General features: G+C 72.9%; 20 protein-coding genes. 13 read left to right on the top strand and 7 right to left on the bottom strand.

Going from position 1 to position 22,265, the window contains the following annotated elements:
* Positions 1 to 77: 77 nt before the first annotated feature.
* A complete protein-coding gene (locus ACFYML_RS25910) occupies positions 78 to 581 on the bottom strand; it encodes a hypothetical protein (RefSeq protein WP_073832775.1) in 504 nt (167 codons plus the stop codon).
* Between the two features lie 412 nt (positions 582 to 993).
* Here ACFYML_RS25910 and ACFYML_RS25915 point away from each other — a divergent pair, with 412 nt between their 5' ends.
* The 3 genes from ACFYML_RS25915 (at position 994) to ACFYML_RS25925 (ending at position 4,229) form a co-directional block, all read left to right on the top strand.
* The gene (locus ACFYML_RS25915) at positions 994 to 2,277 is read left to right on the top strand and encodes an ABC transporter substrate-binding protein (RefSeq protein ID WP_387423104.1); all 1,284 of its coding nucleotides are present in this window, start codon (positions 994 to 996) and stop codon (positions 2,275 to 2,277) included.
* 66 nt (positions 2,278 to 2,343) lie between these two features.
* Positions 2,344 to 3,333 (top strand): carbohydrate ABC transporter permease, encoded by a 990-nt coding sequence (locus ACFYML_RS25920; RefSeq protein ID WP_387423105.1) that lies wholly within the window; start codon positions 2,344 to 2,346, stop codon positions 3,331 to 3,333.
* Entirely contained in the window at positions 3,330 to 4,229 is a 900-nt protein-coding gene (locus tag ACFYML_RS25925; RefSeq protein WP_387423106.1) for a carbohydrate ABC transporter permease, read from the top strand. Before ACFYML_RS25920 ends, ACFYML_RS25925 begins: the two co-directional genes overlap by 4 nt.
* 46 nt (positions 4,230 to 4,275) lie before the next feature.
* On the opposite strand, the gene ACFYML_RS25930 is transcribed toward ACFYML_RS25925, so the two are convergent.
* From ACFYML_RS25930 to ACFYML_RS25940, 3 genes are all read right to left on the bottom strand, one after another.
* Positions 4,276 to 6,498, bottom strand: a complete 2,223-nt coding sequence (locus ACFYML_RS25930) for a DUF4153 domain-containing protein (RefSeq protein WP_387423107.1) — start codon at positions 6,496 to 6,498, stop codon at positions 4,276 to 4,278.
* Between the two features lie 160 nt (positions 6,499 to 6,658).
* Positions 6,659 to 7,648, bottom strand: coding sequence for an L-glyceraldehyde 3-phosphate reductase (gene mgrA / locus ACFYML_RS25935; protein WP_387423108.1), 990 nt, complete (start codon positions 7,646 to 7,648; stop codon positions 6,659 to 6,661).
* A gap of 38 nt (positions 7,649 to 7,686) precedes the next feature.
* Positions 7,687 to 8,139, bottom strand: a complete 453-nt coding sequence (locus ACFYML_RS25940) for a GNAT family N-acetyltransferase (RefSeq protein ID WP_387423109.1) — start codon at positions 8,137 to 8,139, stop codon at positions 7,687 to 7,689.
* Positions 8,140 to 8,204: 65 nt separating this feature from the next.
* Here ACFYML_RS25940 and ACFYML_RS25945 point away from each other — a divergent pair, with 65 nt between their 5' ends.
* The 9 genes from ACFYML_RS25945 (at position 8,205) to ACFYML_RS25985 (ending at position 18,699) form a co-directional block, all read left to right on the top strand.
* The gene (locus ACFYML_RS25945) at positions 8,205 to 9,173 is read left to right on the top strand and encodes an aldo/keto reductase (protein WP_387423110.1); all 969 of its coding nucleotides are present in this window, start codon (positions 8,205 to 8,207) and stop codon (positions 9,171 to 9,173) included.
* A 5-nt stretch (positions 9,174 to 9,178) separates the two neighbouring features.
* Positions 9,179 to 9,676, top strand: a complete 498-nt coding sequence (locus tag ACFYML_RS25950; RefSeq protein WP_387423111.1) for a hemerythrin domain-containing protein — start codon at positions 9,179 to 9,181, stop codon at positions 9,674 to 9,676.
* A 188-nt stretch (positions 9,677 to 9,864) separates the two neighbouring features.
* Positions 9,865 to 11,130, top strand: coding sequence for an MFS transporter (locus tag ACFYML_RS25955; protein ID WP_387423112.1), 1,266 nt, complete (start codon positions 9,865 to 9,867; stop codon positions 11,128 to 11,130).
* Positions 11,131 to 11,293: 163 nt separating this feature from the next.
* On the top strand, positions 11,294 to 12,541 hold the full coding sequence (locus ACFYML_RS25960; protein WP_387423113.1) for a sensor histidine kinase: 1,248 nt from the start codon (positions 11,294 to 11,296) through the stop codon (positions 12,539 to 12,541).
* Positions 12,538 to 13,188, top strand: coding sequence for a response regulator (locus tag ACFYML_RS25965; protein ID WP_387423114.1), 651 nt, complete (start codon positions 12,538 to 12,540; stop codon positions 13,186 to 13,188). Before ACFYML_RS25960 ends, ACFYML_RS25965 begins: the two co-directional genes overlap by 4 nt.
* 73 nt (positions 13,189 to 13,261) lie before the next feature.
* Positions 13,262 to 14,362 carry a hypothetical protein gene (locus tag ACFYML_RS25970; RefSeq protein ID WP_387423115.1) on the top strand — a complete coding sequence of 367 codons (1,101 nt, stop codon included), beginning with the start codon at positions 13,262 to 13,264 and terminating at the stop codon, positions 14,360 to 14,362.
* An 89-nt stretch (positions 14,363 to 14,451) separates the two neighbouring features.
* Positions 14,452 to 15,930: a magnesium chelatase gene (locus ACFYML_RS25975; RefSeq protein WP_387423116.1), complete on the top strand. Its 1,479-nt coding sequence runs from the start codon at positions 14,452 to 14,454 to the stop codon at positions 15,928 to 15,930.
* Positions 15,931 to 15,932: 2 nt separating this feature from the next.
* Entirely contained in the window at positions 15,933 to 17,885 is a 1,953-nt protein-coding gene (locus ACFYML_RS25980; RefSeq protein ID WP_387423117.1) for a VWA domain-containing protein, read from the top strand.
* Between the two features lie 337 nt (positions 17,886 to 18,222).
* Positions 18,223 to 18,699, top strand: a complete 477-nt coding sequence (locus tag ACFYML_RS25985; RefSeq protein WP_387423222.1) for a hypothetical protein — start codon at positions 18,223 to 18,225, stop codon at positions 18,697 to 18,699.
* A gap of 91 nt (positions 18,700 to 18,790) precedes the next feature.
* Here the strand turns inward: ACFYML_RS25985 and ACFYML_RS25990 are convergent, their stop codons facing one another.
* On the bottom strand, positions 18,791 to 19,783 hold the full coding sequence (locus ACFYML_RS25990) for a GlxA family transcriptional regulator (protein ID WP_387423118.1): 993 nt from the start codon (positions 19,781 to 19,783) through the stop codon (positions 18,791 to 18,793).
* A gap of 1 nt (position 19,784) precedes the next feature.
* On the opposite strand from ACFYML_RS25990, the gene ACFYML_RS25995 reads away from it, so the two are divergent.
* Positions 19,785 to 21,137, top strand: a complete 1,353-nt coding sequence (locus tag ACFYML_RS25995; RefSeq protein WP_387423119.1) for an MFS transporter — start codon at positions 19,785 to 19,787, stop codon at positions 21,135 to 21,137.
* A gap of 21 nt (positions 21,138 to 21,158) precedes the next feature.
* Here the strand turns inward: ACFYML_RS25995 and ACFYML_RS26000 are convergent, their stop codons facing one another.
* Together ACFYML_RS26000 and ACFYML_RS26005 are read right to left on the bottom strand one after the other, a co-directional pair.
* Positions 21,159 to 21,887: an RICIN domain-containing protein gene (locus ACFYML_RS26000; protein ID WP_387423120.1), complete on the bottom strand. Its 729-nt coding sequence runs from the start codon at positions 21,885 to 21,887 to the stop codon at positions 21,159 to 21,161.
* A gap of 58 nt (positions 21,888 to 21,945) precedes the next feature.
* On the bottom strand, positions 21,946 to 22,230 hold the full coding sequence (locus ACFYML_RS26005) for a DUF427 domain-containing protein (RefSeq protein ID WP_387423121.1): 285 nt from the start codon (positions 22,228 to 22,230) through the stop codon (positions 21,946 to 21,948).
* Positions 22,231 to 22,265: the final 35 nt, after the last annotated feature.

Genomic DNA, 22,265 nt, shown 5'->3' on the forward strand with positions numbered 1-22,265 from the left:
CTCACCCCGCCGCTGCCAAGCGAGACACCCTGGTGCGGGACAAGGCCCTCACCAGGGTGTCTGTCACTTCTCAGGCGTCAGCAGCCACAGGTGTAGTACAGGATGTCCCAGTGGTTGCCCTCGTCGGTGTAGAGGTTGCCCGACGGGGCTCGCCACTGGTAACCCCAGCCCGATATGTAGCCCACGTATGTGTAGGAGCGGGAGATGTAGTTGTAGACGCAGGTCGTCTTGGCGATGTCGACCTTGTAGCCGTTCCAGTGGCTGTAGGTGCCGCCGGCGTGCCCGGTCTCGGTGCCGCCGGTGATGGTGATGGCGCAGCCACTGGCCCGCTTGAACGTGATGATGCCGTCGATCGTGGCCTGCCGGATGCCCTCGAACGAGGTGCACGTCGGGTTGTTACGGTCGCTGCAGTTGCCGCTGGAGACCCAGCTGATGCCGGCGGCGCGCAGCTGGGAGGTGGCGCTGGCGTGGCTGATCGCGAAGGCGGGGGTGCTGAAGCCGAGGGCGGTGCCGATGGCCGCGACGCCTGCGAGGAGCAGGGTGAGCATGCGGCGGCGCACTACACGACGGGTCGTTGACATGGCATCTCCTGAATCGCAGCAGGGGCAGATATTTGCGAAGTGGAGGCCGGCCCGTGAAATTTCTACCATGCATCGACGTTTATGGATAGGTGCGCGAGCTGTCGGGCAACTCACGTGAGGTCCTCCAACTCGACCTGACCAGCGGAAACTTCCCCGCAAAACCAGTGCCGGCCGACCGGCTCGAGTTGCCCTCGAGCGGGTCTCGAGGGGCGTTCAGGACGCTCGACGCCGCATGCGGCGTCAAGCCACCGGCATCGACCGTCGCCTGTGGAAGAGCCGACCCGCCGGCCTGCGGGCGGAGCGGACGGTGCCCGACGACGCGCGCGCTCCACGGTGACGCGGACAGCAGGCGTATCGGGTGTCCGGCGGGCTGTGCGGAGTCGAGGTACCGAGTGACTGAGAAGGAGTGCCCATGAACCGGTGGCTGCGGCGGATGGTCCCGCTGGCCGTGCTCGCGCTCGCGACGACCGCCTGTTCCACCGACGGCTCGTCCTCGAACGAGAATGATCTCAAGGGCAAGACCGTCAACGTGATCGGCACCTGGGGCGGTGACGAACAGGCCGCGTTCCTCAAGATGGTCGAGCCCTGGGAGAAGCAGACCGGCGCCAAGGTGAAGTACACCGGCACCCGGGACATCAACACCGTCCTGACCACCGGTGTCGCCTCCGGCGTGCTGCCGGACGTGGCCGGACTGCCCGGCCCCGGGCAGATGGCCGAGTACGCCAAGACTGGCAAGCTGCTGCCACTTGACGACGTGCTGGACATCAAAACGTACGAGAGCGAGACCGCCCCGGCGCTGGTCGAGTTGGGCAAGGTCGACGGCAAGGTGCACGGCGTCTTCATCAAGGCCGCCGTCAAGGGCCTCATCTGGTATGACCCGAAGGTCAACGACTACGGGGCGAACCCGCCCAAGACGTGGAACGACCTGATGACCCAGGCGAAGGCGAACCAGAGCAAGGCGAAGGCGATCTGGTGTGTCGGCCTGGAGTCCGGCGCGGCGTCCGGTTGGCCGGGCACCGACTGGATCGAGGACCTGGTGCTGCGGACCGCGGGCCCGGATGTCTACAGCCAGTGGTATCAGGGCAAGGTCAAGTGGTCCGACGCGGCCATCAGGAAGGCGTTCGAGATCTACGTCAACGACGTCGTCGCCAACACCTACGGCGGCGGCAAGGCCGCCGTGGCGACGAACTTCGAGGCCGGTGGCGACCCGCTGTTCGCGACCCCGCCCGGCTGCCAGCTGCACCACCAGGGGAGCTTCATCACCGGGTTGGGGAAGTTCAAGCAGGCCAAGGCGGGCACCGACTACAACTTCCTGCCGTTCCCGGACATCGAGGCCCAGTACGCGGGCGCGGTCGAGGGCGCGGGCGACCTGTTCGGCATGTTCAAGGACACGCCGGCCGCCAAGTCGCTGATGAAGTACCTGGTCACGGCCGAGGCGCAGGACATCTGGGTCAAGGCCGGCGGGGCCCTGTCGGCGAACAAGAACGCCAAGAGCTACCCGGATGACGTCAGCAAGCGTTCCGCGGAGATCCTCGCCAACGCGAAGTCCTTCGCCTTCGACGCGTCGGACCTGATGCCGACCGCCATGAACGACGCGTTCTGGAAGGGGATGGTGGCGCTGACCAACGGCACCAAGTCCCTCGACCAGGTCCTCGCCGACCTTGATGCGGCGCAGAAGGACGCGTACCAGTCCTAGTCCGAGCGGGGGAGCGGCGTGGCCGCTCCCCCGCCTCATCCCGTGGTGCGATTCCCGGAGGCAACAGTGGATTCACGCCTGGCCACGGCACTCCAGGTGGTTGTCGGCATTCCGGCCGTCCTGATCCTGTACGTCTGGGGAGCCGAGCGCGTGCTCGCCGTCGTCGCGCGCAACAACCAGTGGCAGCAGCGCATCCGGCCGTGGCTCTGGATCGCGCCGGCGCTCGGGTTCCTCGCCTTCTTCCTGATCTATCCGACGATCCGGACGATCATCCGGAGTTTCTACGGCAAGAATGAGCTCACGCCGACGTTCGTCGGGCTGGACAACTACAGGTGGTTCTTCACGAACAGTGACGCCATCGGCACGCTCCTCAACAATGTCCTGTGGCTGCTGTTCTTCGCCGGCTTCACGGTCGGGATGGGCCTGGTCATCGCCGTGCTTGTGGACCGGGTCCGGTATGAGGCGTTGGCCAAGAGCATCATCTTCCTGCCACTGGCCATCAGCATGGTTGCGGCCGGTGTCATCTGGAAGTTCATGTACGACTACAAGCCGGCGGGGACTGCCCAGACCGGCACGTTGAACGCGTTGCTCGGGGCGGTCGGGCTGGGACCTGTCGGCTGGTTGCAGTCGCCCGGTTTCCGGCTCAGCACGTTCGCGCTCATCGCCATCATGGTGTGGATGTGGACCGGCTTCGCGATGGTCATCATCTCTGCCGCGCTCAAGGGGATCGACCCCGAGCTGCTGGAGGCGGCCCGAATCGACGGCGCCAACGAGTGGCAGGTCTTCCGGCGGGTGATCCTCCCGCTGCTGGGCCCGACCCTGGCGGTCGTCTCCACCACGATGATCATCACCTCGTTGAAGACGTTCGACATCGTCTACACGCTGACGAACGGCAACTACGACACCGAGGTCGTCGCCAACCTCATGATCAAGGAGATGTTCGTGTTCGGCGACTTCGGCCGAGCCAGCGCCGTCGCGGTCGTCCTCCTGCTGGCGATCGTCCCGATCATGGGCTTCAACATCCGTAAGTTCCGTGCCCAGGAGTCGATCAGATGACCACGGTCGCAACGCCCAAGGCGCCCGGCACCCGGGCCGCAGCCACCCGCAAGCCCGCCCGGCCTCGCCGCCGCCTGGTGCTGCACCTGGCGGTCGTCGCCCTGATGGTCATCTGGGCGGTGCCGACGGTCGGGCTGCTGGTGAGCTCGTTCCGTCCGCAGTCGGAGCTGTCCAGCGCCGGCTGGTGGACGGCGTTCGCCCCGCCGTACCACTTCACCATGGAGAACTACCGCGACGTCTTCCAGCAGAGCGGCATCGGGGAAGCGTTCGTCAACAGCCTGTTCATCGCCATCCCGGCCACCATCATCCCGCTCTTCGTCGCGGCGTTCGCCGCGTACGCGTTCAGTTGGATGCAGTTCCCCGGCCGTGACGTGCTCTTCGTGGTGATCGTCGGGCTGCTGGTCGTCCCGCTCCAGACCACCCTCATTCCCGTGCTGAAGCTGTTCGCCGAGTGGGAGCTCACCGGCCAGTTCCTGGCCGTGTGGCTGGCCCACACCGGCTACGGCCTGCCGTTCGCGGTCTACCTGCTGCGCAACTTCATGGGGTCCCTGCCGCGGGCGGTGTTCGAGTCGGCCTACATGGACGGCGCCTCCCACGTCACGGCCTTCTTCCGGATCGCGGTGCCGATGAGCGTGCCGGCCTTCGCCGCACTGGCGATCTTCCAGTTCCTGTTCGTGTGGAACGACCTGCTCGTCGCGCTGATCTACATCGGGCTCGCGAACTCGGACAACCTGCCGATGACCGCGGCGATCGCGAACCTGGTCAACTCCCTCGGCGGCGGCTGGTACCTCCTCGGCGCGGCGGCGTTCGTGTCGATGGCCCTGCCGCTGGCGGTCTTCTTCGGCCTGCAGCGCTACTTCGTCCGCGGCATCGTGGGCGGCGCGGTCAAGGGCTGACCCGGGCGGGGCCGGGGCCAAACTCGGCTCCGGCCCCGCCCGGACGTCAGCGGGTGCCGCGCCTCTTGGGCAGGTCGAACTGGTCGGCCTTGCGGCAGTCCTTCGGCCCGCCGATCGCGGCCGGGCCGAGCCGGTCGAGTTCCTGCCGGGCCCGGAACCGGCCCAGGTTCCACGCGTACCAGGGATCGGACTCGGCCAGGTCGTCGGCGATCCAGCTCAACGTGCAACGGCGTACCGGATCGGGGAGCTTGGCCAGGGCCGGGGTGGCGTCCGCGGAGAGCGCCCGCAGATACCACGCGTCGATCTTGCCGGTCTGCTTGTAGCGGAGGATGTTGCGCCGCGCGGCGTAGTCCTCCGGGTTGAGCACCGCCAGGCCGAGCAGCATCGCCACGGCCAGCGCCACGGTCGTGCCGGGAATCCAGCGACCCTGCCACCGGACGCCCGCCGCCAGGATCATCAGGAAGACCGCCCCGAGCAGCAGCTCGAACGCCATCACGAAGATCCGCTCGCCGGTGAAGCTGTAGACCTTCTGGTACGTCCACATCCGGGACAGCGCGGACACCACGATCACCACGCTGAGCGCACTGAGCAGGCCCAGCAGGACGCGCAGCGCGGTGCGTTCGATCGGACGCTCCCGGCTGGCCCACCGGCTCACCGCGGCCAGCACGGCCAGGGTCAGCAGGGTGACGAAGAGCAGCTGCCAGAAGCCGCTACGGGCGTACTCGGAGTAGCTCAGCCCGGCGACCTTCTGCACGTGCCGCTGCCCGCCGAAGAGCACGGTGAACTGCACGATCACGAAACCGACGAAGAGCAGCGTCAGCGCCCCGATGGCCGGGGCCCACTCCAGCAGGCCGAGCCGGCGGTTGCTCGGCTTGTCCACCGTGGACAGGTCCGGCGGGGCGGCCAGGGTGTAGACCGCCGCGACCGCGATCAGCCCGCCGACGGCGGCCAGGAAGATCCCGCGGAACATCGCACCGGCGTCGGTGTTCGGGACGGTCGCGCCGATGAGCTCGGAGAACGCCGCGTCGGCCGAGGCGAGCAGACTGCCGAACACCAGCAGCACCAGCACCGTGGCGACCACCGAAACGGCGACCCGGCGGACCTTCCCGGCGTCCGGGGAGGCGGTGATGTGCCGCCGTACCCAGGGCAGGCCGCGGAACGCCGCGAAGGGCGCCGCGAGCAGGCCGAACAGGATTGAGCGGACCAACCGGCCGCCGACGATGGCCAGGGTCGCGCAGCCCAGCGCGCCGAGGACACAGAACGTCACCAGCCACCAGGCGTTGCGGAAGGCGAGCACGGCCAGCAGGAGCAGGGCGGCCGCCGCCCAGCCGCCCCGGATCAGTCGGTCGGTGCGGGGCAGGCCGGCCGTACGCCGCCGTACGGCCAGCAGCACCCCCACGGTCAGCGTGAGCCAGCCGAGGAACCAGCCGATTCCGACCCGGTTCAGCGGTACGAAGAACGCGGTGCCGAGCGCGCCGGCCAGGACCGCGAGCGGGACGGCTCGCCCGGTGGCCGGCTTCGGGCCGGGCCAGTGCGCGCCGAGGAACGACGTCCGGGGCGCGGGCGGGCGCGGCGCCCAGCCGCCCCCGGGGTGCAGCACGGGCCGCGTCACCGCGTACGGCGGCGGATAGCCCGGGGGTGGGGCCGCCATCGGCGCGGCGAAGACCTGCGGGGCGACCGGCGAGGCGGTGCCGGTCGGCGGCGGGCCAGGGGCCGGAGTGGCTTCGGCCGCCGGTCCGTCGGCTGCGTGCTCATCAGTGTCGTCAGCCGCACTCGGACTGGTCGCCGTCTCCCCGGCCGCCGTGGCGCCGGCCGGATCCGGGCCGGGGGGCGGGGTGTCCGCGCCGCTCGCGCCGGTTGCCGTGGGCGCGGCAGGGACGGCTTCGGCCGAGGCGGTCGGGGTCGATGCCGGTGCGGTTCCGGCGCCGGGCGGGGCCGGAACGTCTCCCGCGTCCTCGACAGCCGGCGAGGTTGCCTGGGCAGGCACCATGACCCGGGTGACCGCCGGCTGCGCCGGGACTGGCTGGCCCTCGCCCGGCGACACCAGTGGCACGAACACCGCGTAGCCACGGGTGCCCGGCGGCACGGTCACCGGGATGGCCCAGGCGGGCTGGCCCTCCTGACCGGGCCACACCATGCCCGGCGGCGCCCCGTCCACCGTGGGCATGACGAGCAGGTACGGCGTGACGTCGGCGGGGACATCACCGCCGCTCGGTCCGGCCGCCTGAGCGGTCCGGGGGGAATCTGGCGCCGATGGCGGCTCGGGCACGGCACGCTCCTTGATCGCTAGGTGCCGACACTGTAGGGCCCGAACCCGGTTCCCGCCGCCCCGCGCCGGCACAGCGGCCCGTGCGGCCAGCGCAGCCGGCCGCACGGGTGACCCTCCCGCGCCGCCAGCACCACCCGCAGACCGGTCCGAAGACCAGGCGTCAGCCCAGGGCCCGCTCAATCTCGGCCAGTTCCTCGGCGGTGAAGTCGAGGTTGTCCAGCGCGGCCACGTTGCCCTCCAACTGGGCCACGCTGCTCGCCCCGATGATCAGGCTGGTCATCCGTGGGTCACGCAGTGCCCAGGCCAGCGCGAGCTGGGCCAGGCTCTGGCCCCGGCGGTCGGCGACGGCGGCGAGCCCCCGGATGGTCGCCATCCGCTCCTCGGTCAGGTCGCTCTCGTTGAGGAAGACGCTGGTCCGGACCCGCGAGTCCGCCGGGATCCCGCCCAGGTAACGGTCGGTGAGCAGGCCCTGCGCCAGCGGGCTGTACGCGATGCAGCCCGCCCCGACCTTCTCCAGCGTGTCCAACAGCCCGTCCTCCTCAGTCCACCGGTTGAACATCGAGTACGCCGGCTGGTTGATCAGCAACGGCGTACCGAGGTCACGCAGGATCGCGGCGGCCCGGGCGGTCTGCTCCGAGGTGTAGTTGGAGATGCCGACGTAGAGCGCCCGGCCGGAGCGGACGATGGCGTCCAGCGCGCCCATCGTCTCCTCCAGCGGGGTGTCCGGGTCGAACCGGTGGGAGTAGAAGACGTCCACGTAGTCGAGCCCCAGCCGGCGCAGCGACTGGTCCAGCGACGAGATCAGATACTTGCGGGAACCCCACTCGCCGTACGGGCCGGGCCACATCAGATAGCCGGCCTTGCTGGAGATGACCAGTTCGTCCCGGTACGGCTTGAGGTCGGTGGCGAGCAGCCGGCCGAAGTTCTCCTCCGCGGAGCCGGGCGGCGGGCCGTAGTTGTTGGCCAGGTCGAAGTGGGTGATGCCGAGGTCGAATGCGCGCCGGACGATGTCCCGCTGCCGCTCGTACGGCCGGTCCGGCCCGAAGTTGTGCCACAGCCCGAGCGAGATGGCGGGCAGGCGCAGCCCGCTCCGCCCGCTGCGCCGGTAGGTCATCGAGTCGTAGCGCTGATCAGCGGCGAGGTAGGTCACGGCCCTGACCCTAGTCGGCCCCCGAGCCACCTTCGAGATCAGAGTTCGTAGCGCAGGCGGGGGAGGGTGCGGCCGGTGGAGGGGGAGACGGAGGTGCCGGCCGGGACCGCGCCGACGTGCCGGTAGAACGGTTCGGCGCCCGGGTCCGCGTCGATCCACAGCGTACGGGCGCCGGCGGCGCGGGCCACCGCCACGGCGTGGTCGAACAGCACCCGGCCGGCGCCGGTGCCGATCGCCGGCGGGTCGACGAAGAGCATGTCCAGCTCCACCTCGGGCGGCGCGCCGCCGAGCACCACCAGCCCGACCGCCCGGCCGTCCCGCTCGGCCACCGCCACCCGCCGCGTGGCCACGTCCGCCGGGGTCAGCGTCAGCTCGCTGCGGCAGCGGGCCAGAAACTCGGCGTCGTAGCCCCAGTGGCCCTTGGAGCGCAGCACCAGCTCGGTCAGGTCGGCCGCCTCGTCGGGGTGGGCGGGCCGGATGCGGAGATCCACCCGTCCATTGTGCCGGCGTGCCGGAACGGGCGTGCGGCTCCGCTTGTCCGGGTAGCTTCGGTGCCATGCGTTTCGTCCAGCTCGACACCGCCAAGCCGATCTCCAAGATCGGCCTCGGCACGTGGCAGTTCGGCTCGAAGGAGTGGGGCTACGGTGCCGACTACGAGCGTCGGGCGGCGGACATCGTCCGGCGGGCGCTCGACCTCGGGGTCACCCTCTTCGACACCGCCGAGCTCTACGGCTTCGGCCGCAGCGAGCGCATCCTCGGCGCGGCGCTCCGTGACGACCGGGCCAAGGTCGTGGTGGCCAGCAAGATCTTCCCGGTGCTGCCGGTCGCCGCGGTGGTGCAGCAGCGCGCGGTGGCCTCCGCCGCCCGGCTCGGCGTCGGCAGCATCGACCTCTACCAGGTGCACCAGCCCAACCCGGTGATCGCCGACACCACCACCATGCGGGGCATGCGCATCCTCCAGGACGTCGGCCTGGTCGGCGAGGTCGGGGTCAGCAACTACCGCCTGCGCCGCTGGCAGGCGGCGGAGGCGACGCTCGGCCGCCGGGTGCTGAGCAACCAGGTCCGCTACAGCATGGTCGACCGCGGCCCCGAGGCGGACCTGATTCCGTACGCGGAACAGGCCGGCCGGATCGTCATCGCGTACAGCCCCCTCGCACAGGGCTTCCTCTCCGGGCGGTACGACGCGAGGAACCCGCCCAGCGGGGCGGTCCGCCGGGCCAACCCGTACTTCCTGCCGGAGAACCTGGCACGCGGCACCGCGCTGATCGCCACGCTGCGCGAGGTGGCCGCCGCACACGACGCCACCCCCAGCCAGATCGCCCTGGCGTACGTGCTGCGCCACCCGAACGTGGTGGCCATCCCCGGCGCCTCCGGTGTCGAGCAGATGGAACGCAACGCGGCCGCCGCCGAGATCGACCTGACCGACGACGAGTACGCCGCCCTGGCCACCGCCGCCCGGCAGTTCCGGCCGGTGACCGGCCTGGCCGCCGTACCCAAGCTGATCCGCGCCCGGACCGGGAAGTGATCCTCATGGACGACATCACCGCACTCATCCTCGACGACCACGCCGCCTTCCGCCGCGGCTTCGCCCGGCTCGACGACGCCCGCGATCCGACCGAGCTGCTGGCCGTCTGGGAGGCGCTGGCCCTGCACCTGGACATCCACGCCGAGGCGGAGGAGGCCATCCTCTACCCGCACCTGGTCAAGCACGGCGACGACGGCGAGGAGGAGACCGAGGACGCCATCGGCGACCACAACAAGATCCGCGACGCGATCGCCGAGTCGAAGCGCCACGAGGTCGGCTCGGACCCCTGGTGGCGGGCGGTGTGGACGGCCCGCCGGGAGAACAGCGAGCACCTGGCCGAGGAGGAGGACGAGGCGCTGCCCGACTTCCGCCGGCACGCCAGCGTGGAGCTGCGCGCCGAGCTGGGGGCGCGCTGGCTGCGGTTCTACGGCGAGCACAAGAACGGCCGCAACCTGCCGTTCCTGGACAAGGACCCGTCGCGTTACGTGCAGGAGCACCGCTGAGGGGTGTGCTGTCGCCGTGGCTCACGGCCGACGATGCCTTGATCTTGCCGCCGCCGTGCCAATACGATGACGGCATGTTCCTCCCCCGTGTGTAGGACAGCCGTCCGCCTTCCTGACCAGAAGCGCGGACTCGTGGCGTACCTACCCACCTGGCGCCGGCTCGGCGCCACCATCCGAGGAACACTGGAATGTCGTCGCCTTCGCCGGCACCCTCCTATCTCGCTGTCCTTCGCGCACCTCACGCGGTCAGGACCTTCGCGGCAGCGTTGGTGGGCCGCTTCTCGTACGGCATCGTCTTCGTCGCCCTGACCGTGGCACTCACCCGGGCGACCGGTTCATATGGCCTGGCCGGCACGGCCATCGCCCTGTTCGGCCTCGGCACTCTGCTCCTGGCACCCGCGCGCGCCGGACTGATCGACCGCCACGGCCCGAGGCGCGCGTTGCCGCCGATGTCGATCGCGTACGCCATCCTGCTGGCTGGACTGACCGCCGCGACCTGGCGGCCGGACGCTCCCGGCTGGCTGCTGCTGGCGCTGTCCGTCGCAGCCGGCGCCTGCGCACCGCCGCTTGGCCCGGTCATGCGCACGCTCTGGAGCAACCTCCTGCCCGATCAGGCAGTCAGGCAGCGTGCCTTTGCCCTGGACACGGTTGCCGAAGAACTGCTGTACGTGACGGGCCCGCTGGTGGCGGGCTTGTTCATCGCGCTCGACGCCCCCGCCCTCGGCATCGCCGCCAGCGCGTTCCTTGTGCTGACCGGCACCCTGGCCATGGTCTCGTCCCCGCTCGCCGGCCACTGGCCGACGAACCATCCCGGACGAGGTGCTCGGGGCGCTCGGCCGCGTCCACGTCTGCCCCGGGGCGTCGCTGAGCTGTCGGAACCGGTGATCGTGATCTGCGGCGTGGGCATAGGTCTGGGTGCCCTGAACCTCCTCGTCGTCGCGTACGCCGAGCAACAACACCGGGTGGCGGCGGTGGCCTGGATCGAGGCCACGCTCGCGGCTGGTGGCGCGATCGGCGGCATCGTCTACGGTGCCCGCACGTGGCGCATCCCGCACCGCACCCGGCTGCCCCTACTGGGTGGCGCGTTGGCCCTGGCCATCGGCGTTGCCGGGTTCTCGCCCGGCTTTTCCGTGCTCGTCGTCGTGGTGGGGTTCGTGGGCCTGTTCGTCGCCCCGGCGCTGTCCACCGCCTATCTCGTCGCGGACCTTTCGGCCTCTCCCGACGCCCGCACCCGCGCCGCGACCTGGGTGAACACGGCGTTCAACGCCGGCTCGTCGGGTGGCGCCGCCGTCGCCGGTCTGCTGAATGATCGGCTTCCGCTGTCGCTCTGCTTCCTCGTGGTTGCGGTCCCCGCCCTGTTGTCGGCGGCAGCCGTACTTGTCCGGATCGCCGGGTCCGGGGGCTCCACGGAGCCACTATCCCGACGTGCGACAGCACGAGCACCTGCTGACTGACCGGCGGCGGGTGCTCGGCCAGGACTTGCTGGTGACGGTGGCCGTGCCGGCGGTGAGGAAGGGCTTGAGCAGGGTTCTCCTGCGGGAGCCGGGCCGTGGCCGCCTCGGGATCTCCCCATCGCGGGGGAGTCGGTGGGGTGGGCCGGGGCGCGACAATGGCGGGGTGAGTCTGCGGAGGGTGCTGGGCCCGCTGGTGCGCGGGAGCACCTGGCGGCGGGCCGTGTTCCTGCTGCTGGGCGGCGTGCTAGCGCTGCCGTACGCGCTGCTCGCTGCGGTCTTCGCCCAGATGCTGGCCAACGACGACGCACCCCGGCCGGTGGTCTTCGGGCTGCTGCTGGTGGCCGTGGTGCTCGCGGCGGTGCCGGTGTTCCTCGCCGGCAGCCGGGCCCTGGAGATCGCCGCCGCGCGGGCGCTGCTCGCGGTCGACCTGCCTGAGCCGGCGGCGGGCCACCGGCTCGACCGGGAGACCCGGGTACGCGCCGCGCTGTGGATCGCCCTGCACCTGCTGAGCGGCGGTCTGGTGCTGTTCGCGGCGATCAGCGCGCTGCCGATGGCGCTGGTCTTCCTGGCCAGGCCGATCGGCCTCGACTCGAGCGCCACCCGGGCCAGCGGGTTCGGGCCGCTGATCGCGAACCCGCTCGGGGAAACGCTGACCGGGGTGGTGCTGCTGGTCGGGCTCGGCTACGCGGTGGCCGGGCTGGGGGCGCTCGCCGCGTCGATGGCGCCGGTGCTGCTCGGCCCGTCCCAGCGCGAGCGGATCGCCGCGCTGGAGGCCCGGGCCGCCCGGCTGGCCGAGCGGAACCGGCTGGCCCGCGAGCTGCACGACTCGGTCGGGCATGCGCTGACCGTGGCCACCCTTCAGGCCGGGGCCGCCCGTGAGCTGCTCGACGTCGACCCGGAGTTCACCCGGCGGGCGCTGCTGGCCATCGAAGAGACCAGCCGGCGCGCCATGGACGACCTGGACCACGTACTCGGACTGCTGCGGGAGAGCGACGGCGGGCGGGCGCGCGCCTCCACCGCACCGCAGCCCACCCTGGACCGGCTGGACCGGCTGGTCGCCGACACCCGGGCCGCCGGCCTGGCCGTGGAGTCGCGGGTCAGCGGGGCGGTCGGGGAGTTGCCTGCGGCGGTGTCCCGGGAGGGCTACCGCATCGTGCAGGAAGGGCTGACCAACGCGGCCCGGCACGGCTGTGGGCCGGTGACGCTGCGGGTGGACGTACCGACGGATGGTTTGGAGATCGAGCTGGTCAACGGCCTGCCCGGCGCCGCGGGGGCGGGGCGCGGCGGGCGTGGCCTGGCCGGCATGCGGGAGCGGGTGCTGCTGCTGGGCGGGCGGCTCACCGCCGGGCCGGAGGGTGACCGGTGGCGGGTCCGGGCCTCGCTGCCGGTGCCGAGGGGAGAGACCGGGTGACCATCGACGTGCTGATCGTCGACGACGACGAGCTGGTCCGGGTGGGGCTGCGGGCCATCGTGGACGCCCAGCCGGACCTGCGGGTGGTCGGCGAGGCGACGGACGGCGCGGAGGTGCCGCCGCTGGTGGCGAAGCTGCGCCCCCGGGTGGTGCTGATGGACGTCCGGATGCCCGCCATCGACGGCATCCAGGCGACCCGGCGGCTGCTCGCCACCTCCGCCGACCCGCCGCGCATCCTGGTGATCACCACGTTCGCCAACGACGAGTACGTCTACGACGCGCTGCGGGCCGGGGCGAGCGGGTTCCTGCTCAAGCGGGCCCGGCCGAGCGAGGTGGTGGAGGCGATCCGGGTGGTGGCGGCCGGTGAGTCGCTGCTCTTCCCGGCGGCGATCCGGCAACTGGTCGGGGCGTACGGGGGCCGGGGCGGGGACGGGCTGCGGTCGGCGCGGCTGACCGACCGGGAGGCCGAGGTGCTGCGGCTGATGGCCACCGGGCTGTCCAACACCGAGGTCGCCGAGCGGCTGGTGGTCGGGGTGGAGACGGTGAAGACGCACGTCGGCAACGTGCTGACCAAGCTCCGGGTGCGGGACCGCACGCAGGCGGTGATCGCCGCGTACGAGTCGGGCTTCGTGGTGCCGACCGGTTGAGTCCCCCGGGTGGGGGAGCGGGTTCACCGTCGTACGGGAGGGGCCGAACGTCCGGCCGGCCGAGGCTGGAGCCATGACGACGATCACCGATTCCCCACCCCGCCGGGCCGCCGGGACGCGGCTTCGCCTGGCCGCCCCGCTCGCCGCCGCCTGGCTCGGCGGTTGGGGCCTGCTCGCCGGAGTCTCCTCGCTGGCCGGGTCCGGCTACCCGTTCGGCGCCAATGATCCGCACGGCGAGGCCGGCCTGCTCCGGCTGGTTCCGGTCCACCTCGGCGCCCCCCTGTTCGCCGGGGTGCTGCTGCTCGCGGCGGTCGCGGCGGTGCTGATGAGCCGCACCGGCACGGTACGCGGTCTGCCCCGGGCGCTGCTGCTCGGCTACGGATGGGCGGTCGCCTTCGGGCTGGCGGTGGTGGTGCCGGACGGCCGGGTGCTGATCATCCTCGGCTACCTGCCGATGCTGATCATCGGCGCGCCGTTCGGCTGGCCGCCGGTCGACTACGCCGACGTCTTCGGCTGGCCGCTGCTGGCCAGGTGCTGCGCCTTGGTCGGCGCTGTTCTGCTGGCCGGGGCGCTGTTGGTCTGGCAGCGGCGTACCGCCGGGGCCTGCCCGGCCTGCGGTCGCGACGACGACGAGCGGGGCTGGACCTCGCCTGCGGCGGCCGCCCGCTGGGGGCGGTGGGCCGCGTACACGGCCGCGGTCATCCCGCTCTCCTACGCGGTGGTCCGGTTCGCCTGGGCGGCCGGCATCCCGCTCGGCATCTCCGGGGACTTCCTACGGGAGTTGCGGGACAGCGGTGCGGTCTGGGCGGGTGCCGGCCTGGCCGCGTTCGCCACGGTCGGCGCGATCCTCACCCTCGGCCTGGTAAGGCCCTGGGGTGAACGGTTCCCCCGGTGGATGCTGGGGCTGGCCGGCCGGCGGGTGCCGATCACGTTGGCGGTCGTACCGGCGGCGCTGGTCGCGATCTCGGTGACCGCGGCCACCCTCGGGCTGGTCAGCCTCCCCAAGTTCTGGCAGATGAGCGGCGGGTTCAGCCTCACCACCGCGCCGATGCTGCTCTGGCCGCTCTGGGGGGTCGCGCTCGGCGCGGCGGCGGTGGCGTATCACCTGCGCCGGCGGGGTGCGTGTGCCCGCTGCCGGCGGCCCTGGCCCGGCCCGGTCCCCGGTCGGCGCTGATCGGTGCCGGATCGGCCGTGACCGGGTCCGGATCATGGGCACCGGCGAAGAGGGGCGAATGGTCACCCGGCCGCGCTAGCGTTTACCGGGTGACTGCGCCAACCCAGGTTTCCCCGGTCCCGCCCGCCGACCTGCCCGGCACGCTCGGCGCGTTGCGGGCGGCCGGCCACCACTACCGCACGGTCAAGCAGGAGATCCGCGACAACCTCCTCGCCCGGATGCGCTCCGGGGAGGAGCGCTTCCCCGGCATCGTGGGCTACCAGGACACGGTGCTGCCGGAGGTCGAGCGGGCCCTGCTCGCCGGCCACGACATGGTGCTGCTCGGCGAGCGGGGCCAGGGCAAGACCCGGCTGATCCGGTCGCTCGGCGCCCTGCTCGACGAGTGGACCCCGGTCATCCCCGGCTCGGTGCTCAACGAGCACCCGATGCACCCGCTCACCCCCGCCGCCCGCGCCCTCGTCGCAGAGCGCGGCGACGAGCTGCCGATCGGCTGGCTGCACCGCTCGATGCGGTACGGCGAGAAGCTGGCCACCCCGGACACCAGCGTCGGCGACCTGATCGGGGACGTGGACCCGATCCGGATCGCCCAGGGGCGTACGCTCGGCGACCCGGAGACCATCCACTTCGGACTGGTGCCGCGCACCAACCGGGGCATCTTCGCGGTCAACGAGCTGCCCGACCTGGCCGAACGGATCCAGGTGGCGCTGCTGAACGTGCTGGAGGAGCGGGACATCCAGGTCCGCGGCTACCAGCTGCGCCTGCCGCTCGACCTGCTGCTGGTGGCCAGCGCCAACCCGGAGGACTACACCAACCGGGGCCGGATCATCACCCCGCTGAAGGACCGGTTCGGCGCGGAGATCCGTACCCACTACCCGGCCGACCTGGAGCTGGAGCTGGCGCTGATCCGGCAGGAGGCCGACCTGGTCGCCGAGGTGCCGGAGCACGTGCTGGAGGTGCTCGCCCGGTTCGCCCGCGCGGTGCGGGAGTCGCCGTCGGTGGACCCGCGCTCCGGGGTGTCCGCGCGGTTCGCCATCGCCGCCGCGGAGACCGTCGCGGCGGCCGCGCTGCGCCGCGCCGGCCTGCTCGCCGCTCCGGCGGCCGCAGGCGCCGCGTCCGGGGCCGGCGACCCCGTGGTACGCCCCGAGGCGCCGGTGGCCCGGGTCGGCGACGCGGTCTCGGTGACCTCCACCCTGCGCGGCAAGGTCGAGTTCGAGAGCGGCGAAGAGGGGCGGGAGATCGAGATCCTGGCCCACCTGCTGCGCACCGCCACCGCCGAGACGTTCCGGGGCCGCCTGGCCGGGTTGGACCTGTCCGGGTTCACCGCGCTGGTCGCCGAGGGCGAGGTGATCGAGACCGGCGAGCTGGTCTCCTCCGCCGAGCTGCTGCGCCAGGTCGGCACCGTGCCGGGGCTGGCCAAGGTGCTCGACCGGCTGGGCCTGGGCGACGCGCCCAGCCCGGAGGAGGCGGCCGCCGGGATCGAGTTCGTGCTGGAAGGGCTGCACCTGACCCGCCGGCTGGGCAAGGACGTCACCGACTCCGGGCGCACCGTCTACGGCGGCCGGGACTGAGCATGGCCGGCAACCGGTTCCGGTACGGGCAGTGGCGCGGCGGGCCCGACCCGCTCGCCCCGCCGTACGACGTGCGGGCCGCGGTGGACGCGGTCGGCGCGGAGGTGCTGGGCGGCGGCAGCCTGCGGGAGGCGCTGCGGGACCTGCTGCGGCGCGGCCCGCAGGGGCGCGGTGGCCTGGACGAGCTGGCCGCCCGGGCCCGGCGGCTGCGCCGCGAGGCGCTGCGCCGGGGCGACCTGGACGGCGCGGTGACCCGGGCGCGGGCGCTGCTCGACCAGGCCCTGGCAGCCGAGCGGGAGGAGCTGCGCGGGCGGGACGGCGACGACGCCCGCTTCGCCGAGGCGGTGCTGGACAACCTGCCCCGCTCGACCGCCCGCGCGGTGGAGGAGCTGTCCGGGTACGACTGGGCCAGCGACGAGGCGCGGGCCACGTACCAGCGGATCCTGGACGGGTTGCGCGGCGAGGTGCTGGAACAGCGCTTCGCCGGGCTGCGGGACGCGGCGCGGGCCGCCGCGGACCCGGCCGCCCAGCGGCAGCTCGCCGAGATGATGCGCGACCTCAACGACCTGCTCGCCCGGCACGCCCGGTCCGAGGACACCACCGACGCGTTCGCCGAGTTCATGCGCCGGCACGGCGAGTTCTTCCCGGAACGGCCGAAGGACGTCGACGAGCTGATCGACGTGCTGGCCCGCCGGGCGGCGGCCGGGGAGCGGCTGATGCGGTCGCTGTCGGATCGGCAGCGGGAGGAGCTGGCCGGGCTGATGCGCCAGTCCCTCGGCGAGCAGCTGGCCGGGGAGCTGGCGCAGTTGGACGCGCAGCTGCGGGCGCTGCGCCCGGACCTGAACTGGCAGCGCGGCGAGCGGATCCGGGGCGGCCGGCCGCTCGGCTACGGCGAGGCGACCGGGGCGCTCGGTGAGCTCGCCGAGCTGGACGAGTTGCTGGACCAGCTCGACCAGGACCAGCCGGGCGCCACCCTGGACGACGTCGATGTCGACGCGGTGGCCCGGACGCTGGGCCGGGACGCGGCCGACGACGTACGCCGGCTGCGGGAGCTGGAGCGGGAGCTGCGCCGGCAGGGCTGGGTGACCCGGGACGCGGAGGGGTTGACGCTGAGCCCGAAGGCGCTGCGCCGGCTGGCCGGCACCGCCCTGCGGCGGGTCTTCGCCGATCTGACGGCCGGCCCGCGCGGCCAGCACGATTTGCGCTCGGCGGGCGCGGCCGGCGAGGTCAGCGGCGCCTCCCGGCCGTGGGAGTACGGCGACGAGCAGCCCCTCGACGTGGTGCGCACGCTGACCCGTGCGGTAGGTCGGGCCGGTCCGGGCGTGCCGGTGCAGCTCGCGGTCGAGGACTTCGAGGTGGTGGAGACCGAGCGGCGGGCGTCGGCGGCGGTGGCGCTCTGCGTCGACCTGTCGTACTCGATGATCTCCCAGGGGCGTTGGGGGCCGATGAAGCAGACGGCGTTGGCGCTGTCGCATCTGGTGGCGACGCGGTTCCCGCAGGACGCGCTGCAGATCATCGGGTTCGGGCGGGAGGCGCTGCCGCTGACCCAGCAGGAGTTGGCGGCGGTGGAGCCGGATCTGCAGCAGGGCACCAACTTGCAGCACGCGCTGCGGCTGGCCGGCCGGCATCTGCGCCGGCACCCCGGCGCCGAGCCGGTGGTGCTGGTGGTGACCGATGGTGAGCCGACCGCCCACCTCGATCCGGACGACGGGGAGGCGTACTTCCACTGGCCGCCGCTGCCGGAGACGATCGAGGCGACCATCCGGGAGGTGGACCGGCTCACCCGGTACGGCGCGACGCTGAATCTGTTCATGCTCGGCGACGATCCGGGTCTGCGCCGGTTCGTCGACGCGGTGGCCCGCCGGTCCCGGGGCCGGATGTTCACGCCCGATCTCGACGATCTCGGCGAGTACGTGGTCTCCGACTACCTGCGCGCCCGCCACGGCCGCCGCTGACCGGTCGCCGGATCGTCGCCCGGCGGCCGGCCCCGGCTGCTTGTCGGGCTCGGTTGACCGTGCGGCGGTCCCATCTGGCTCCGCTCCCGGGCGACCGGGACCTTGCCTGTCGGGCGCTTTCGAGCTGATGTCACCAACGACTCACGGCTGCCGCCTCCGGACGGTTCACCGCGGGTGATGTCGTGAACGACTCAGCTCGAAAGCGGTCGGCATGTGCTGCGCCGGGCTGCCGGCCGGGCCCGGCGGGTACGGACCCGGAGGCCTCGTCCGGGTGAACCCGGCGGGGTAGCCGCGGCGCTGCCGTCCGTAGGCGGGGTTGGATGCGGGCATGGACGACGTGGACGCCGCGGAGCTGCGGCGCGCGTACGAGGCGGTGCTCGCGGAGGTGGACGCCGGCGGGTTCGGGCCGCCCGAGGACGGGGAGCTGAGCGCCGAGCAGATCGTCGCCCACCTGGCCGCCAACGACGAGCTGATGAGCGAGGCCACCGAGGCGGTGCTGGCCGGGTCGCCGTTCGCGTACTACGACCTGGAGACCATCCACCGCCCGCAGCTCGACGCGCTGGTCTCCGAGTGCGGCGGGCTGGACGGGCTGGCCGCGCTGCTCCGGGCGACCAGCCAGAAGTTGTGCACCCTCGCCGAACGCCTCGGCCCGGCCGCGGAGACCCCGGTGGAGACGGTGCTGCGGGAGGGCTTCGACCTGGACGTGGCCGACTCGCTGCCCTGGGGCCGCACCCTGGACCTGCACACCCGCGTCCACCTGCCGATGCACCTGGCCCAGCTCCGCGCCCTGCGCCGCCAGCCGCACCTGGCCTGAGCGAAGACGAGCCGGTGGCGTGGGCGATGCCCTGCGAAGCTCCTGGCGTGAGCCGCGCCCCCCGAAGGCCCTGCCGGTGCGGCAGCGGGGATCAGGAGACGCGGTGGAAGGTGCGGCGGTAGGCCGTGGGGGCGACACCGACCCGCTGGTGAAAGTGCTGGCGCAGGGCGGCGGTGGTGCCGAAGCCGGCGTGCCGGGCGATCTGGTCGACGCTCAGGTCGGTGGTCTCCAGCAGCAGCCGGGCGTGCTCGGTGCGCTGCTGGAGCAGCCACTGCGCCGGGCTGAGTCCGGTCTCCGAGCGGAAGTGCCGGGTGAAGGTCCGTACGCTCATCCGGGCGTGCGCGGCCAGATCCCGCAGCGCCACCGGCTCGTGCAGCCGTTGCCGGGCCCACTCCCGGGTGGCCGCGGTGCCGGTCTCCGCCGCTCGGGGGACCGGGCGCTCGATGTACTGGGCTTGGCCGCCGTCCCGCCACGGCGGCACCACGCAGCGTCGGGCGGACCGGTTGGCCACCTCGCTGCCGTGGTCGGTGCGGATCACGTGCAGGCACAGGTCGAGGCCGGCGGCCACCCCGGCCGAGGTGAGCACCCGGCCGGAGTCGATGAACAGCACGTCCGGGTCGAGGTCCACGGCCGGGTGCAGCCGGCGGAAGCGGTCCGCGTACGCCCAGTGGGTGGTGGCCCGGAGGCCGTCGAGCAGGCCGGCGGCGGCCAGCACGAACGCGCCGGTGCAGATCGACATGATGCGGGCGCCACGCTCGTGGGCGGCCCGCACCGCCGCCGTCACCTCGGGGGCCAGCGTCCCGTCCGCCAGCGGCGGGCCGCCGTGGATGCCGGGGACGATCACCGTGTCGGCGGCGTCGAGCAGCTCCAGCCCGTGATCGGGGACGACCTGGAACCCGGCGGTGCTGCGGACCGGGCCACCACCGGGGGCGCAGGCGTCGACGGTGTAGAGCTGCTGGAAGTCGTCGGTACGGGCGGTGCCGAAGACCTGGGACGGGGTGCCCAGGTCCAGGCCGACCACCTGGTCGAGGGCGAGCACGGCGATCCGGTGCGGGACGACAACCATGGCCCGATTATTGCGCATGATGGCTTTCCGGCCACTCGTCGTGCGGCCCGCCCACCCCGAAACTCGGAGCGTGACCAGTTCCCGCCGTCTCCACCCGGCCTGGGCCGTCGCCGCCGTCGCCTTCGTGGCGCTGGTCGGCGCGGCCGGTTTCCGCGCCACGCCCGGGGTGCTGCTGCACCCGCTGCACGCCGAGTTCGGCTGGCCCCTCGCGACGATCTCCGCCGCCGTCTCGGTCAACCTGATGCTCTACGGGCTGACCGCCCCGTTCGCCGCCGCGCTGATGGACCGGTTCGGCATCCGCCGGGTGGTGGCCGCCGCGCTGGCGCTGGTGGCCCTCGGCAGCGGGCTGACCGTCCTGATGAGTGCGAGCTGGCAGCTCATCCTCTGCTGGGGCGTCCTCGTCGGGCTGGGCACCGGATCGATGGCGCTGGCCTTCGTGGCCACGGTCACCGGGCGCTGGTTCGTCCGCCGGCGAGGGCTGGTCACCGGCGTACTCACCGCGGGCGGGGCGACCGGGCAGCTGGTCTTCCTCCCGCTGATCGCCGTGCTGGTCCGCGACCACGGCTGGCGGGTGGCGGCGCTGGTCGTCGCCGGGGCGGCGCTGGCGGTCGTACCCCTGGTGGTGTGGCTGCTGCGCGAACACCCGGCGGATCTCGGCCTGCCCGCCTACGGCGCCACCGAGGTGCTGCCGCCCGCCCCGCCGGCCCGCGGGGCGGCGGCCCGGGCGATCGGCGCGCTCACCGCCGCCGCGCGGACCCGGCCGTTCTGGCTGCTCGCCGGCGGCTTCGCGATCTGCGGCGCGACCACCAACGGCCTGGTCGGCACCCACTTCGTGCCGGCGGCGCACGACCACGGCATGCCGGAGACCACCGCCGCCGGCCTGCTCGCCCTGGTCGGGATCTTCGACATCGCCGGCACGGTGGCCTCCGGCTGGCTCACCGACCGGATGGACAGCCGGCTGCTGCTCGGCGCCTACTACGCGCTGCGCGGCGCGTCGCTGCTGGTGCTTCCGGGCCTCTTCGCCGACACCGCGCAGCCCAGCATGCTGGTCTTCATCGTCTTCTACGGGCTGGACTGGGTGGCCACCGTGCCGCCGACCGTGGCGCTGTGCCGGGAGTACTTCGGCGCGTCCGGCGCGGTGGTCTTCGGCTGGGTGTTCGCCGCCCACCAGATCGGCGCCGCGGTGGCGGCGACCGGCGCCGGACTGGTCCGCGACCAGCTCGGCGACTACGCCCTCGCCTGGTCCGCGGCCGGCGCGCTGTCGATCGGGGCGGCCGGGCTGTCGTTGCTGCTGCGCCGCCGGCAGCCGGTGCCCGTGCCGGTCGCGGTGCCGGTGGCTGCCGCACCCCGCGCATGGAGCTACCGGGGCTGACCCCCGACGGCCTGGCGGGGCCTACCCGATCGCCCACTGCTGTTCGGGCGCGCCGCCGCACGGGGCCTGTTCCAGCGCGTTGCCCGCGTCGCTGCCGGCGCCGTGGACCTGCGCGCACTTGCCGCTGTGCACGGCTACCAGCAGCACCGCGCCGCCGGCGGCCGGGGCGAGCCGCCACTGCTGGTTGGCCTGCCCGTTGCAGGACCACTGCACCACCTTCGCGCCGTCGTCGGCGCTCTGCCCGTAGACGTCCAGACACTTGCCGCTGGCCGCGTTGACCAGGGCGAACACGTCGGCGGCGACCGGGGTCGCCACCCACTGCTGCGCCGGGCCGCCGGTGCAGTCGGCCAGCGCCGCCTGCGCGCCCTCCGGTTCGTCACCGGTCACCCCGACGCAGCGCCCGGAGGGGACGCCACGGAACACCTTCGGTCCGGCCGCGGGGGCCGGGGGCGCCGGTGCGGCCGTCGGCGACGGCGGGGCGGCCGTGGTGGGCGCGGCCGTGGTGGGCGTGGCCTCCGTGGTAGGCGCTGCCGGACTCGACTCGCTCGCCGTGGGCGTCGGCACGGCCGCCGTGGACACCGGCTGGTCGCCGCCGCCGAGCACGCCGGCGGCGAGGAACGCCCCCAGGAGTACGCCGACCACGGCGACGCCCAGCGCGATCCGCATCAGCGGGTCCTGCGGCAGGCGGAGACGGGCCAGGCGGCGGGCGCCGTAGACGGTGCCGGGCGGGTCGGTGCGGGGCGCGGACATGGGGGCATCCTGACCCACGGCGAGCGTCGATGGCGAGCCGCCCCGGTGCGGGCGTGACTCAGTCGACGACCTGGACGTCCTTCCAGAATGCGACCCGGTCGCGCACCATCTGCGCCTCCGGCTTCGGTTCGGGGTAGTACCAGACGGCGTCCGCGCTGGTCCGGCCCGCGTGTTCGAGGGTGTAGTACGACGCGGTGCCCTTCCACGGGCAGAACGTGTGGGTGGCCGAGTCGCGGATCAGGTCCTCGCGCAGCGCGGCGCGCGGGAAGTAGTGGTTGCCTTCGACCACCACGGTGTCGTCGCTCTCCGCGATTACCAGGTCGTTCCAGACAGCTTTCGGCATGTGTCCACGGTAGGCCGTCGGGCGGACCTTGACGA

The sequence above is a fragment of the Micromonospora sp. NPDC007230 genome (assembly GCF_042869115.1).
Lineage (GTDB): Bacteria > Actinomycetota > Actinomycetes > Mycobacteriales > Micromonosporaceae > Micromonospora.